This window comes from Humibacter ginsengisoli, assembly GCF_054780095.1.
In genome coordinates this window covers 226,724-240,645 of record NZ_BAAGWZ010000003.1, presented here as the reverse complement: position 1 = coordinate 240,645, position 13,922 = coordinate 226,724, and the positions used below count along the sequence as shown (strand labels likewise).

Sequence of the window (13,922 nt, the reverse complement as noted above, 5' to 3'; positions counted from 1 at the left end):
TACCGAGCGCAGGCATCCCGCCCTTATAAAATGAGCGGATGCCTGACCGCCCGATCCGTCTCTTTGGCGACCCCGTGCTCACCACCGTTTCCGACCCGATAGCCGCGGTCGACGACGGTGTCCGCTCGCTGGTCGCCGACCTCGTCGACAGTGTCAAGGTCGAGGGACGTGCAGGAGTCGCCGCGTGCCAGATCGGTGTCGGCCTGCGCGCGTTCAGCTACAACGTCGAGGGCGAGGTGGGCTACCTCATCAACCCCGAGATCGTCGAGCTCGGCGACGACGTCGAGGAGATCGACGAAGGATGCCTCTCGGTCCCCGGGCTCTGGTTCCCGACGCCCCGGCACACCTACGCGAAGGCGAGGGGCACCGATCTGGACGGCAACGAGGTGGTCGTCGAGGGCACAGGGGTTCTTGCGCAGGCGCTGCAGCACGAGACGGACCACCTCGACGGCATCGTGTACCTCAAGCGCCTCGCTCCTGAGCGACGCCGCGAGGCCATGCGCAAGGTGCGCGAGTCGAGCTGGTTCTGAACCGCTTTCAGCGCAGGCTGAAGCCCTCTGTCGACGGGGAGTTGGCGTAGAGCGACTCGATTTCGCCGGCGAAGTCCTTCAGGATCTCGTTGCGCTTGATGCTGAGTTTCGGCGTGAGGTGCCCGCTCTGCTCCGTGAACTCCGTCGGCAGCACCACGAACTTGCGGATCGACTCGGCGCGCGAGACCTGGGCGTTCGCAGCGTCGACCGCCTTCTGCAGTTCGGCCAGCACGGCCGGATGCTTCGCGGCTACCTCGAGCGGCATCGCGGCGTCCTCGCCGTTGTTGTGCAACCACACCGGGAGCATCTCGGTGTCCAGTGTGATCAGGCAACCGATGAACGGCTTCTGGTCGCCGACCACGACGACCTGACCCACCAGGGGATTCGCGCGGATCGGGTCCTCGAGCACTGCGGGTGCGACGTTCTTGCCACCTGCGGTGACGATGATCTCCTTCTTGCGTCCCGTGATGGTGAGGAAGCCGTCGTCGTCCAGACTGCCGAGGTCACCGGTCTTGAACCAGCCGTCCTCGAACGCGTCGGCCGTCTGCTGCGGGTTCTTCCAGTACTCCTTGAAGACATCCACGCCCTTGACGAGGATCTCGCCGTCGTCGGCGATGCGGATCGCGACACCGGGCAGCGGAACACCCACCGTGCCGATCTTGGAGCGTTGAGGAAGGTTCACGGTCGCCGGTGCAGTGGTCTCGGTCAGTCCGTAGCCCTCGAGCACCTTGATGCCCATGCTGTGGAAGAAGTGCCCGAGGCGGGCGCCGAGCGGTGCGGAGCCCGACACCGCGTAGCGAACGTTGCCGCCCATCGCAGCCCGCAGCCTGGCGAACACCAGCCGGTTGTAGAGCGCGAATTGCAGGCGCAGGCCGAGCGGAATGGATCCACCGGCTTCCTGCGCCTTCGAGTACTCGACGGCGACCTGCGCCGCCTTGCGGAAGATGCCGCCCTTGCCGCCGGACTCGGCGTTCTGCTCGGCCGAGTTGTAGACCTTCTCGAACACCCGCGGAACGGCCAGCAGGAAGCTGGGTTTGAAGGTGCCGAGCGAGGGCAGGAGGCTGCGGGTGTCGGGCTGGTGCCCGACGCGCACGCCGCCGTGCACGCACAGCACCGAGATGAACCGGGCGAACACGTGCGCGAGCGGGATGAACAGCAGAGTGGATGCCCCGCGCGGGTCGTCGACGAGCTCGGCGAGCGCGACGGCGGAGTTGCGTGACAGCTCGACGAAGTTCGAGTGCGTGATGACGCACCCCTTGGGGCGGCCCATGGATCCGGAGGTGTAGATGATGGTGGCGAGGTCGTCCTCGTTCGCCAGCCGACGGCGACGCGCTATCTCTTCGTCGGGCACGTCTTTGCCGGCCGCGACGAGCTTCGCGAGGTCTCCGAGCTCCACCTGCCACACGTTGCGGATCTGCGGAAGGTCGGCGGCGACCTCGTCGAACCGCGCGAAGTGGTCGGCGGTCTCGAGGAACAGGCCGCTGGCTTCGGAGTCGCTGAGGTTCCACTGCACCTGGGCGGGCGAGCTGGTGTCGTAGATGGGCACGAGCACCGCACCGGCGTACCAGGTGGCGAAGTCGATCAGCGTCCACTCGTACCGGGTGCGGCACATGATGCCGATCTTGTCCTCGGGCTGCACGCCTGCGGCGACCAGGCCCTTGGCGAGTGCGACCACCTCCGCCTCGAACTGCGCCGCCGTGACGTCCTGCCATCCATCGCCCGCCGGCTTGCCGAAGAGCACCTTGTCGGGCGTCTCCGCGACACGGTCGACCAACAGGTCCGCAGCGTTCGCGTGCGGATCGGCGGGCACTGCTGCGGGCGTTTCGGCATGGTTCACGGGTAGCTCCTTCGGCACCGATACAACCACTACACTCTATGCTTTATCGGCTGCCGGCCCGGACGGCCCGAACCCTCCGACGAAAGGCGAGACGCAGCGTGCACGCGATCGGAATCGACATCGGAGGCACGAAGATCGCCGGCGCCCTCGTCGACGAACTCGGTGTGATCATCCGTGAAGACCGCGTGCCGACGCCGAAAGACACCAGGGGCATCGAAGACGCGGTGGTCGAGATGATCGATCGGCTCTCTGCGGACGCCGATCCCGTGGGAGCCGGGGTCGCAGCGGCGGGCTTCGTCGACGCCGCACGCTCCACGGTCTATTACGCACCCAACATCGCCTGGCGGAACGAGCCGTTGCGCCAGAAGATCGAGGCGCGGGTGGATGTCCCGGTCGTCATCGAGAACGACGCGAACGCCGCCGGGTGGGCCGAGTTCCGGTTCGGTGCCGGGCGTCTCGTCAGCGACATGGTCATCCTCACCATCGGGACCGGTGTCGGGGGTGCGATCGTCAGCGAGGACCGGCTCTTCCGCGGCGGCTTCGGCGCCGGCGCCGAGGTCGGCCACATGCGAGTCGTGCCCGGCGGTCTGCTCTGCGGCTGCGGCGCGCGGGGATGCATCGAGCAGTACGGATCCGGCCGAGCCCTGCAGCGGTACGCCAACGAGCTCGCCGATCAGGGTGGCATCGGCCAGGCCCTCGCCGACGTGCGCACCAGGACCGGAAGGCTGTCCGGATCCGACATCGGCGACCTCATCCAACAGGACGACCCCGGAGCGCTGGCGGCACTGCGCCAGCTCGGCGACTGGCTCGGCCAGGCCAGCGCCAGCCTCGCCGCCGTTCTCGACCCGCAGATGTTCGTGTTCGGCGGGGGAGTGGCGCAGGCCGGCGACCGGCTTCTGGAACCGATTCGCAGCGCCTACCTGGAGAACCTCCCCGCGCGCGGCTACCACCCGGAGCCGGAGTTCCGCATCGCCGAGCTCGTCAACGACGCGGGCGTGGTCGGTGCGGCAGACCTCGCTCGTCTGCATGCCGTGAGCCGCTGAGCGGTAACCTCACCAGCCGTTAAGCTTCATCTGCACGCTACGAAAGGGTTGCGCGAGAAGTGTTCTACTGGCTGTTGAAGTACATCGTCGCGGGCCCCGCGCTTCGCGCGATCTTCCGGCCGTGGGTCATCGGGCTCGAGAAGGTGCCGAAGAACGGCGCCGTCATCCTCGCCAGCAACCATCTGTCGTTCATCGACTCGCTCTTCCTCCCTCTCGTCGTCGGCAGGCATGTCTCGTTCCTCGCCAAGATCGACTACTTCACCCGGCGTGGCGTCATGGGCTGGCTCACGAAGACGTTCATGAAGGCGACGGGGCAGCTTCCCATCGACCGCGGGGGCGGGCCCGCCTCCGAGGCATCCCTCAACACCGGGCTCGGGGTACTGGCCAGGGGCGAGATCCTCGGCATCTACCCGGAAGGCACCCGCAGCCCGGACGGGCGCCTCTATCGGGGCCGCACCGGAGTGGCGCGCATGATCCTCGAGGGACACGTGCCGGTCGTGCCGGTCGTGATGATCGGAACGCAGGCGGTCATGCCGATCGGGTCCAAGCTGCCACGCATCCGCCGGATCGGCGTCGTCTTCGGAGACCCGCTCGACTTCTCCCGCTTCGAGGGTCTCGAGGGCGACCGCTTCATTCTCCGGTCGATCACCGACGAGATCGTCTACTCGCTGCACGGCCTCGGCCAGCAGGAATACGTGGATGTCTACGCCTCGACGGTGAAAGAGCGCCGGCCCAGTCTCGCCCGCTAGGCTTGCTCACCGTGCTGCTCGACCACACCGCCCCTGCCATCCCTGCCGACGAATCCGTTCTCGCGGGCCTCGACCACTGGCGCACCCTCGAAGCCAAGCAGCAACCCACCTGGCCGAGTGCGGATGCCGCGCGCGTGGCATCCGAGGAGCTTGCGACGTTGCCCCCGCTCGTCTTCGCCGGCGAGGTTGACCATCTGCGCACCCGCATCGCGGCGGCCGCGGAGGGTCGCGCCTTTCTGCTGCAGGGCGGCGACTGCGCCGAGACCTTCACGGGCGCCACCGCCGATCAGATCCGAGCCCGGGTCATGACGGTGCTGCAGATGGCCGTTGTGCTCACGTACGGCGCCTCAGTGCCGGTCATCAAGATGGGCCGCATGGCCGGCCAGTTCGCCAAGCCGCGCTCGAGCGACACCGAGACCCGCGGCGACGTCACGCTTCCCGCCTACCGGGGTGACATGGTCAACGGCTACGACTTCACCGCCGAGTCGCGCACCGCCGACCCCCGTCGTCTCGTGCAGGGCTACCACACGGCGGCATCCACGCTTAACCTGATCCGCGCGTTCACCCAGGGCGGCTTCGCCGACCTCCGTCAGGTGCACAGCTGGAACAGAGGCTTCGCTGCGAACCCGGCCAACCAGCGCTACGAGGGTCTGGCCCGTGAGATCGACAGGGCGATCAAGTTCATGGAGGCGGCCGGCGCAGACTTCGACGAGATCAAGCGCGTCGAGTTCTACTCCAGCCACGAAGCGCTTCTGATGGACTACGAGCGGCCCATGACGCGCATCGACTCGCGCACCGGCACGCCGTACAACACGTCGGCGCATTTCGTCTGGATCGGTGAGCGCACGCGGCAGATCGATGGCGCGCACGTGGACTTCCTGAGCCGGGTGCGCAACCCGATCGGCGTGAAGCTCGGTCCGACGACGTCGGCCGACGACATGTTCCGGTTGATCGACAAGCTCGATCCAACTCGCGAACCGGGCCGGCTCACGTTCATCACGCGCATGGGCGCCGGAAAGATCCGGGATGCCCTCCCGCCGTTGCTCGACGCGATCAAGCGGCATGGCGCCACCCCGCTGTGGGTGAGCGACCCGATGCACGGCAACGGGCTGACGACGCCATCCGGCTACAAGACGCGTCGATTCGACGATGTGGTCGACGAGGTCAAGGGATTCTTCGACGCGCACCGCGACGCCGGGACGGTGCCGGGCGGCATCCACGTGGAGCTTACCGGCGACGACGTGACGGAGTGCCTCGGCGGCTCAGAGCACATCGACGAGGCGACGCTCGCGACCCGCTACGAGTCGCTGTGCGACCCGCGGCTGAACCACATGCAGTCGCTCGAGCTGGCCTTCCTGGTCGCTGAGGAACTCGGCGCACGCTGAAGCTCGGCAAGCCGGTTCGGGCCGATCAGCCTCCGGCGACGATCCCGAGGTTGACCTTCGTGCCCTTGGGCTGCTGTGTCGAGGAGTCCGGCGACTGCGACTGCACCTTCGTGAGGCCGTCCGGCACTGCATCCCAGAACGACGAGTATTCGGGAACGAACCCCGCGTCCGTGAGCGCCTTCTTCGCCTGATCCCTCGTCATTCCGACCACGTTCGGAACAGGGAAGAGCTGCGGACCTTTGGAGATGTCCAGCACGATCGTGTCACCCTTGCGCACAGGTCCCGCGTTCTGCGGCGCCTGGGAGATGACATCGCCGGAGGGAACGTCGTTGCTGTACTCGTTCTTTCCCGTAGCTGAGGTCAGGCCGACTGCGGTCAGCGCCGCTTGGGCGTCGGAGAGGCTCTTGCCCGTCACGTCGGGCACCGCCCCGAGTGAGACGACCAGGTTCACCTTCAGGCCTTTGAAGTAGCCTCCGCCCTTCGACAGATCGGCCTTGTCGCCCTCGGCCTGCGCTGCAGAAATGACCACGCCCTTGGGGACATCGCCGTTGAACTGCTCGTCTACGGTCCCGAGGAGGGCTCCTGCGTCGGTGATCGCCTTCTGGGCCTGTGCCTTGCTGAGCCCGGCCAGCACCGGAATCGTGATCGGCTGTCTGCCCTTGGAGACATGCAGCTTCACGGTGGAGCCGCTCGTGGCCTTCGTTCCCTGTTCTGGAGTGGACGACACGACCGAACCGGCGGGTACCGCCGAGGAGTACACGTCGTCGGTCGCGATCTTGAAGCCGGCCTTCGTCAGTGCCGTCTTGGCCGCATCGAGGCCCATCCCGTTCACCGTGGGAACTGTCACCTGCGAACCGGGACCGCCGCCGAAGTACCAGCCTGTCCCACCCGCGACCGCCGCGAGCACGAGCACCAATGCGAGCAGCCACCAGCCTCGGGCCTGCCGGCCGTGCGCGGTCTTCGCGAGGGCGGCCACGGCATCCGTTGCCGACGCCTCCGGCCTCACCTGTGCAGCCGGCCCGATGAGCTGTGTGTCGGAGTCGGATGCCTCGAAGCCGCCGCCCGCGAGCACTAGCGTCGGCTGCGGGCCGGTATCCGAACCGGGAGTATGGAGTTCTCGTTCGACCTGCAGAAGGCGCTCGAGCATCACGCCGGCGTCCGCGGGACGTGCTACCGGATCCTTCGCCGTCGCCCAGAGCACGAGTTCGTCCAGCTGTGGCGGCACCTCGGGATTCAGCCGACTCGGTCGCGGAACCGCGTCGTTCGCGTGCTGGTACGCGACCTGCATCGGCTGCTCGCCTTTGAACGGCTGCTCGCCGGTGAGCATCTCGAACATCATGATGCCGAGCGCGTAGATATCGCTGCGCGCGTCGGCGACGCCCCTGGTGACGAGTTCGGGGGAGAGGTAGGCGATGGTGCCGAGCAGCGCCTGGCCGGTGCCTGTGCTGTTGGTGACCGCCCGAGCCAGTCCGAAGTCGCCGATCTTGATGCGTCCGTCGTCGGCGAGCAGCACGTTCTCCGGCTTGAGGTCGCGGTGCACGATGCCCGCCCGGTGTGCGGCGGCGAGACCGGAGAGCACGGCATCTGTGATGTCGATGGTCTGCTCGGGCGTGAGCCTGCCGTAGTCGCGCAGCAGATCCCGCAGCGTGATGCCGGGAAGGTACTCCATCACCAGGTACGCCATGTCGGCGTCCTGACCCTGGTCGAACACGCTCACCACGTTCGGATGCGCGAGCCGCGCCGCCGAGCGCGCCTCCTGTACGAAGCGGTTCTTGAACTGGGCATCATCAGCGAGATGCCCGTGCATCACCTTGATCGCCACGCGCCGCTCGAGGCGAAGATCGGTCGCCAGATACACGGTCGCCATGCCGCCGCGCGCGATCCGCGAGCGCACCTGATACCGGCCGTCGATGAGACGGCCGAGCATCGGATCGGGCTGACTCGCGGTCACCCGACGAGTCTACGGACGACATGCTGAAGCATCCGGGTAGAACACGGTAACGAATAGGGCTCACAGGGCCTGCACAAAATGCCCGGTTCATGACACCCTTGTTCAGTGGCGAAACCCAGTTCCGCATCCGCGCAGTCTCAGGAAACCCGAACCGAAGCAGAGCGCACCTGGCTGACCGTGCCCGAGCTCGTCGATGTGCTCGGCGTAGGTGTCGGGCGCGTCCACCGATTGCTCGAAGACAAGCATCTGCTGGCGACCCGCGTCGACGGTGTGCTGAAGGTGCCATCGGACTTCATCGCAGGCGACGAGCCGCTGAGCGAGCTGCGAGGCACCCTTATCGTGCTCGCTGATGCCGGCTTCAGCGACAGCGATGCCATGTCGTGGCTGCTGCAGCCGGAGGACAGCCTGGGCGTCGCTCCCATCGACGCCTTGCGCGCCGGGCGCAAGGCGGAGGTGCGTCGCATCGCTCAGGCGCTGGGTTAGGGCGTGCCTGAGACTTCCCAGGGCCCGTCGGTCATGCGACGCGATCGCTGACCGACTCGATGAGGTCCCGCAGCTGACCCACCGCGACGTCCGCCAGCGGTGCGCCGTCGAGGGCGCGCCTTGCGCGATCGACGTTCCCCAGGATCATCCGCTCCACCTCGGCGGTGGCGCCCGATGAGTTGATCGTGCTCTGCAGCATACGAATCTGCTCGTCGCCGAGGTCGGGGTCCCCGAGGAGCTCATCCAGCACGCGCCTCGCGGATGCCGGAAGAGCCTTGCGGGTCAGCGCGACGAGCACGGTGCGCTTGCCCTCCCGCAAATCGTCTCCGCTCGGCTTGCCGGTCACGTGTGCATCGCCGAAGACGCCGAGGAGGTCGTCGCGCAACTGGAAGGCGATGCCGAGCGGCAGGCCGAACTCGCGCAGGGCATCCAGCTGCTCGAGCGTGCCGCCGGCGAGCATGCCGCCGATGACGAGCGGCGCCTGCACGCTGTACTTCGCCGACTTGTAGACGATCACCCGTTCGGCACGCGGGAGGAGCTCGTCATCGGTGCCGGTTCGCCACGATCGCTCCTCGAGGATGTCCAGATACTGACCGGCGATCACCTCGGCTCGCATGCGCCCGAACTCCCGGCGCACCTCCTTCGCCCGGTCGGCAGGAACGTCGTCGGCGAGCGCCTCCGCGAGCAGGTCGTCGCTGAAGCCCAGCAGGAGGTCGCCGAGCAGCACAGCGGCGCCGTCTCCGAAATCGGCGGCCGAGCCGTCCCAGCCGCTCTCCCGGTGCAGCGACTCGAACCGGCGATGCGCCGACGGCGCGCCGCGCCGGGTGTCGGATCGGTCGATGATGTCGTCGTGCACGAGGGCGGCCGCATGGAACAGTTCGAGGGCTGCGGCGGAGCCGATCACGGGGTCGAGCCGCTCCGGTTCGCTCGCGTCCCGCGTGTCGTTCACCGCGCGATAGCCCCAGTAGCAGAACAGGGCCCGGAATCTCTTGCCGCCACTGAGAAACTGCCGGGAGATCGCCGCCAGCGGCCCCATCTCCGGGGCGATGGACAACAAAATGGAATCGCGCGTCTGAAGGAAGTGTCCGATACGGTCGTCGATGAGATCGATCAATCGCGAGCTTTCGGGCACGCGCCTAGCCTAGCTGCGGCAGCGAGACTAGAATAAGAAGTCACCACATCGTCATTCTCGTTAGCCTGAGGGGGACAAGGATGCCGCTTTCGGAGCACGAGCAGCGCCTCCTCGATGAGATGGAGCGCAGCCTCTATCAGAATGACGCCGACTTCGTCGCGAAGGTCGGTGGAACCCGAGTCCGTCCCACCTACCGCGCCGTCGTCCTCGGCATTCTTCTGGCCGTGGTGGGTGTCGCCGTTCTGTTGACCGGGGTGTTCATCCAGGTCATCGTGGTGGGCATCCTGGGCTTTGCTCTCATGCTTGTCGGTGTGCTCGTGGCGATCACGCCCAGCCGCGCCAAGCGAGCCGCTGCGATCGCCGACGAGCAGTCGGAGACGCCTGCCGCCAAACCTGCACAACCCGGTTTCATGGACAAACTCAACGAGCGCTGGGACAAGCGCCAAGAGGGAGACCACTGAGGCACCGGCTCGCGTGCGCTCCAGTCCGCCGACGAGCCACCATCTGAAGAACCATCGCGCGCCGAAAGGCGCGCGATTCGTGTTTAAGGGATAGCTCCCCCCGGGCTTACCTACCGATGCTCAGCAACGCGTTTCCGTGTGCCGCCCTTCAGCGTGCGGTCTGAGTGCCCAAGATCCTCCACCGTCCTCCACCATGGACTTTCCTTGTCTTTTCACGGCTTTCGGGGCGGCCTATGCTGTGAATCCGTCATCTTTCCGCGATTCGTGGAAGGATGTGGAGTAAAGTGGAGGATGTCGCAGGCTCGCGGCGCAGATCAACCGGGGGAGGGCCGATGTTCCTTGGCACCTACGCCCCGAAGCTCGACGAGAAAGGGCGCATCATCCTCCCGGCCAAGTTCCGCGAAGAGTTCGAATCAGGACTCGTCATGACCCGCGGCCAGGAGCGATGCGTCTACGTCTTTCCGCGCCGCGAGTTCGAGTCGCTGAACGAGAAGATCCGGCAGGCACCGGTCACGAGCAAGCAGGCCCGTGACTACCTGCGCGTGTTCCTCTCGGGCGCCAGTGACGAGATCCCCGACAAGCAGCACCGCGTGACGATCCCACCGCTTCTGCGGACGTACGCCGGACTGCAGCGGGATCTCACCGTGATCGGTGCAGGCAACCGTGCGGAGATCTGGGACTCCGCCGCGTGGGATGCCTACCTCACCGCGAACGAGGCGTCGTTCGCGGAGACGGCCGAGGAGGTGATCCCGGGGCTGTTCTAGCGCCTGGCGCCGGACTCCCAGCCACACATCGCACCCTGACGCACTTCCCCGGTGTCAGGTGGCGTGTGGATGGGGATCCGGCGCCAGGAGCGGGCTCCGACATTCCATGGTCGATGACAGCGATCCGCGGGACATCCACACGCCGGTCATGCTCGAGCGCTGCGTCGAGCTGCTCGCGCCGGCGCTCGAGACCGACAGGCCGGTGCTCGTCGACGCGACGCTCGGCCTGGGTGGCCACACCGAGGCCTTTCTGGAGCGCTTCCCCTCTCTCACGGTGATCGCGCTCGACCGCGACACCGAGGCGATCGCACTGGCGACACAGCGGTTGTCAGCGTTCGGCGACCGGCTGAAGGCGGTGCACACGGTCTACGACGGGATCGCCGATGCCGTGGCATCCGCCGGATACACAACGGTCGACGCCGTGCTCTTCGACCTCGGCGTCTCCTCCCTGCAGCTGGACCGGGTGGAGCGTGGGTTCTCCTACTCCAAGGACGCCCCGCTCGACATGCGCATGGATTCCACTTCGGAGCTGACCGCGCAGGTCGTCGTCGCCGAGTACGGCGAGGACGAGTTGCGGCGCATCTTCCTCGACTACGGCGAGGAGAAGCTCGCCGCCCGGTACGCGCGGGCCATCGTGCGGGCCAGGAGTCAGGAGCCGATCACCCGTTCGGGGCAGCTCGTTGCGGTGATCCAGGATGCGACGCCTGCCGCGGTGCAGAGAGCCGGGCATCCGGCCAAACGCGTCTTCCAGGCGTTGCGCATCGAGGTCAACCACGAGCTCGACGTGCTGGAGCGAGCGGTCCCGCGGGCCATCGATCTTCTGCGCGTCGGCGGGCGCATCGCCGTCATGTCCTTCCAGTCCCTGGAGGACCGCATTGTGAAACGGGCTCTGGCGGCGAGGGCCGCGTCGACCGCGCCCGTGGGACTTCCGGTCGAGCTCCCCGAGCACCGACCGGAGCTGAAGCTGCTGACGAGGGGCGCCGAGCTGGCCGACGAAGCGGAGAGGGCGCGCAACCCGCGCTCGATTCCGGTGCGGCTGCGCGCGGCGGAACGTATCAGGGGGAACTCATGAGCCAGGCGACTGCGACTCTTCCATCGACGCGGATTCCGGCCACCCGCGGGCCGGCGCAGCGCACGGCGCCGCACCTCGCAGCACTGCCGCGTGCGCAGCGCCGAGCGCGGCCGAAGCTCTTCTACGCCGCTGTCGCCGTGACGACGGTCATGGTCGTCGTTGTCGCGCAACTGCTGCTGTCGATCGGAGTCTCGCAAGGCGCCTATCGCATCGAGTCGCTGCAGGCGAACAAAGCGCAGCTCGCGCGCGCCTACCAGGAAGCATCCGAGAAGGTGCAGACGTTGTCGTCGCCACAGAACCTCGCCGCCAACGCCGTGGCCCTCGGCATGGTGAACAACGGCACGCCGGTCTATCTGCGCCTCTCAGACGGCGCGGTGATCGGTTCGCCGGCACCGGCATCGGCATCGGCCGGCTCCACGGGGCAGCTCGTCGGAAACGCGCTGACTCAGGATCTTCCGCTGGTCACCGCACCGAAGACCACGAAGAAGCCGACGAAGCAGGGCGCCGGAGCGCAGAACGGCACGTCGAGCACCGCCGGTCAGACGTCCGGCGACGCGACCGCCTCCGGCACCGGCAGCGAGGCGGGATCGGGCACACCGAGCGCGAATCAGGCGCAGTCCGACGGTGGCCCCGTACCGTGGACAGGGGCCCTGCCGGCGCCTTCGACCCACTGATCCACCGCTGCAGCGCACCGCGTTCCAGCCGCCGTTTCGAGGAGCCCGATGACGACCGTCAAGTCGCACCGTCGCCGTTCCGCCTTCGCCATCGCCGCCGTCGTCGTCATCGTCGTGGTGTTCGTGGTGCGGCTGGTCGATCTGCAGGTCGTGCGGGCGAATGCGCTGGACAAGCAAGCCGCTGAGCGACGGGGCGACTATTCCACGATCGAGGGGACGCGGGGCTCCATCGTCGCCGAGGACGGAACGGTTCTGGCTCGCAGCGTGACGCGCTACGACTTCCAAGCCACTCCGAAGTACACGACGGGCCTGCGCGCCATAACCATCGATGGCAAGACCAAGAAGGTCTCGCTCGATGTCGCCGCTGCCGCCATCGCCAAGATCACCGGCCAGAAGCCGAGCGACATCACGGGTCCGATCCAGGCGGCATTGGCGAAGAACAAGGAGTCGATGTATGCGCCGATCATTCACGGTGTTGATGTCGCCACCTACCAGAAGCTGACCGCGCTGCAGATCCCGTGGCTGGACTCGACCAGCCATCAGGTGCGCGTGTACCCGAACGGTGCGGTGGCGGGGAACATCCTCGGATTCCTGAACGGGGACGGCAAGCCGCAGGCGGGCCTGGAAAAGGGGGAGAACAAGTGTCTCGCCGGCAACAACGGTGAGGAGACGTATCAGGTTGGGGCCGACGGTGTCACCATCCCCGGCAGCACGAAGGTGCAGAAGGCTGCCAAGGACGGCGGCGAGCTCGTCACCACGATCGACCCCGACCTGCAATGGTTCGCGCAGGACGAGCTGGCGAAGGTCGTTCCGCAGCTCGGCGCGCAGTTCGGCATGGTGAGCGTGGTCAGCATCAAGGACGCCAAGATCCGGGTGGCCGCCCAATACCCCTCCGCAGACCCGAACAACCTCGACGCCACCCCGGTGGCGGACTGGGACGCGATGATGTTCCAGGACCGATACGAACCGGGCTCGATTTTCAAACCCCTGACTGCTGCGGCGCTGATCGATTCAGGCAGGGCATCCCCGACAACGCAACTTGTCGTTCCCGACACGCTCGCACCGCAGAAGGGCGTGTTCGTCGCCGACGACGAGTTCCACCCGGTGCAGCACCTGACGCTCACCGGCGTTCTCACCGAGTCGTCGAACGTCGGCATGTCGGAACTCGGCACCAGCATGCCCGATCAGCAGCGTTACGACTTCATGAAGAAGTTCGGCATCGGCGACAAGACGGCGGTGAACTTCCCAGGAGAAGTGTCAGGCGAGTTCACGAAACCTTCGACGTGGGATGCGCAGACTCGTTACGCGACGACCTTCGGTCAGGGCCTCTCGACCACTCAGGCACAGATGCTGAGCGCCTATCAGGCGATCGCAAATGGGGGCGTCAAGGTTCCGTTGTCGCTGATAGAGGGCTGCAAGCAGGCGGACGGGAGGATGACCGACGTGCCATCCACCAAGGGCACCCGGGTGGTGTCGGCGCAGACGTCGCAGGAGATTCTCGGGATGCTCGAGAACGTGCTCAAAGGAGGGCCGCTCTCCACGCTGCCTCCGAGCGAGATCCCGGGCTACCTGGTTGCCGCGAAGACCGGAACCGCGCAGGAGACGGACGGAAACGGCGGCTATCTGAAGGGCAAGTACTACGTCTCCGTGATGGGTGTCGCACCGGTCGACAACCCCCAGTACCTGGTTTCGGTGAACATCGGCTTCCCGACTACGATTACATCGTCCCTGGCGGCGGGACCGCTGTTCAAGACGATGATGAGCCAGGTGCTCAAGGCGTTCCGGGTCCAACCGTCGACTGCGCCGCCGGCGAACTACCCCGATACCTATTGAAAGTGAGC

The 13,922-nt window shown here is 66.8% G+C and carries 13 protein-coding genes; 10 read left to right on the top strand and 3 right to left on the bottom strand.

From position 1 onward, the window contains the following. The first annotated feature begins 38 nt into the window (after window positions 1-38). On the top strand, window positions 39-530 hold the full coding sequence (locus ACYVI5_RS05840; protein ID WP_460579362.1) for a peptide deformylase: 492 nt from the start codon (window positions 39-41) through the stop codon (window positions 528-530). Window positions 531-537: 7 nt separating this feature from the next. Here the strand turns inward: ACYVI5_RS05840 and ACYVI5_RS05835 are convergent, their stop codons facing one another. Continuing rightward, window positions 538-2,367: an AMP-dependent synthetase/ligase gene (locus ACYVI5_RS05835; protein ID WP_460579361.1), complete on the bottom strand. Its 1,830-nt coding sequence runs from the start codon at window positions 2,365-2,367 to the stop codon at window positions 538-540. Window positions 2,368-2,465: 98 nt separating this feature from the next. On the opposite strand from ACYVI5_RS05835, the gene ACYVI5_RS05830 reads away from it, so the two are divergent. Genes ACYVI5_RS05830 through ACYVI5_RS05820 form a run of 3 tightly spaced genes read left to right on the top strand, consistent with a single transcriptional unit; the run spans window position 2,466 to window position 5,544 of the window. Then, window positions 2,466-3,410, top strand: coding sequence for an ROK family glucokinase (locus ACYVI5_RS05830; protein WP_460579360.1), 945 nt, complete (start codon window positions 2,466-2,468; stop codon window positions 3,408-3,410). A gap of 59 nt (window positions 3,411-3,469) precedes the next feature. Continuing rightward, a complete protein-coding gene (locus ACYVI5_RS05825) occupies window positions 3,470-4,159 on the top strand; it encodes a lysophospholipid acyltransferase family protein (protein ID WP_460533811.1) in 690 nt (229 codons plus the stop codon). Between the two features lie 14 nt (window positions 4,160-4,173). Beyond that, complete coding sequence (locus ACYVI5_RS05820; protein WP_460579501.1) at window positions 4,174-5,544, top strand: class II 3-deoxy-7-phosphoheptulonate synthase; 1,371 nt, start codon at window positions 4,174-4,176, stop codon at window positions 5,542-5,544. A 25-nt stretch (window positions 5,545-5,569) separates the two neighbouring features. Here ACYVI5_RS05820 and pknB read toward each other — a convergent pair whose 3' ends face one another. Then, on the bottom strand, window positions 5,570-7,495 hold the full coding sequence (pknB, locus tag ACYVI5_RS05815; RefSeq protein WP_460579359.1) for a Stk1 family PASTA domain-containing Ser/Thr kinase: 1,926 nt from the start codon (window positions 7,493-7,495) through the stop codon (window positions 5,570-5,572). Between the two features lie 105 nt (window positions 7,496-7,600). Between pknB and ACYVI5_RS05810 the strand changes: the two genes are divergently transcribed. After that, window positions 7,601-7,978 carry an Rv2175c family DNA-binding protein gene (locus ACYVI5_RS05810; RefSeq protein ID WP_460579358.1) on the top strand — a complete coding sequence of 126 codons (378 nt, stop codon included), beginning with the start codon at window positions 7,601-7,603 and terminating at the stop codon, window positions 7,976-7,978. A gap of 31 nt (window positions 7,979-8,009) precedes the next feature. Here ACYVI5_RS05810 and ACYVI5_RS05805 read toward each other — a convergent pair whose 3' ends face one another. After that, window positions 8,010-9,110 (bottom strand): polyprenyl synthetase family protein, encoded by a 1,101-nt coding sequence (locus ACYVI5_RS05805; RefSeq protein WP_460579357.1) that lies wholly within the window; start codon window positions 9,108-9,110, stop codon window positions 8,010-8,012. A gap of 80 nt (window positions 9,111-9,190) precedes the next feature. Here ACYVI5_RS05805 and ACYVI5_RS05800 point away from each other — a divergent pair, with 80 nt between their 5' ends. The 5 genes from ACYVI5_RS05800 (at window position 9,191) to ACYVI5_RS05780 (ending at window position 13,914) form a co-directional block, all read left to right on the top strand. Further along, window positions 9,191-9,571, top strand: coding sequence for a DUF3040 domain-containing protein (locus tag ACYVI5_RS05800; protein WP_460579356.1), 381 nt, complete (start codon window positions 9,191-9,193; stop codon window positions 9,569-9,571). 332 nt (window positions 9,572-9,903) lie between these two features. Beyond that, window positions 9,904-10,335: a division/cell wall cluster transcriptional repressor MraZ gene (gene mraZ, locus ACYVI5_RS05795; protein ID WP_460579355.1), complete on the top strand. Its 432-nt coding sequence runs from the start codon at window positions 9,904-9,906 to the stop codon at window positions 10,333-10,335. A 106-nt stretch (window positions 10,336-10,441) separates the two neighbouring features. Beyond that, the gene (gene rsmH, locus ACYVI5_RS05790) at window positions 10,442-11,407 is read left to right on the top strand and encodes a 16S rRNA (cytosine(1402)-N(4))-methyltransferase (protein WP_460579354.1); all 966 of its coding nucleotides are present in this window, start codon (window positions 10,442-10,444) and stop codon (window positions 11,405-11,407) included. Beyond that, window positions 11,404-12,081: a hypothetical protein gene (locus ACYVI5_RS05785; RefSeq protein ID WP_460579353.1), complete on the top strand. Its 678-nt coding sequence runs from the start codon at window positions 11,404-11,406 to the stop codon at window positions 12,079-12,081. Before rsmH ends, ACYVI5_RS05785 begins: the two co-directional genes overlap by 4 nt. A gap of 48 nt (window positions 12,082-12,129) precedes the next feature. After that, window positions 12,130-13,914: a peptidoglycan D,D-transpeptidase FtsI family protein gene (locus tag ACYVI5_RS05780; protein WP_460579352.1), complete on the top strand. Its 1,785-nt coding sequence runs from the start codon at window positions 12,130-12,132 to the stop codon at window positions 13,912-13,914. Window positions 13,915-13,922 lie beyond the last annotated feature (8 nt).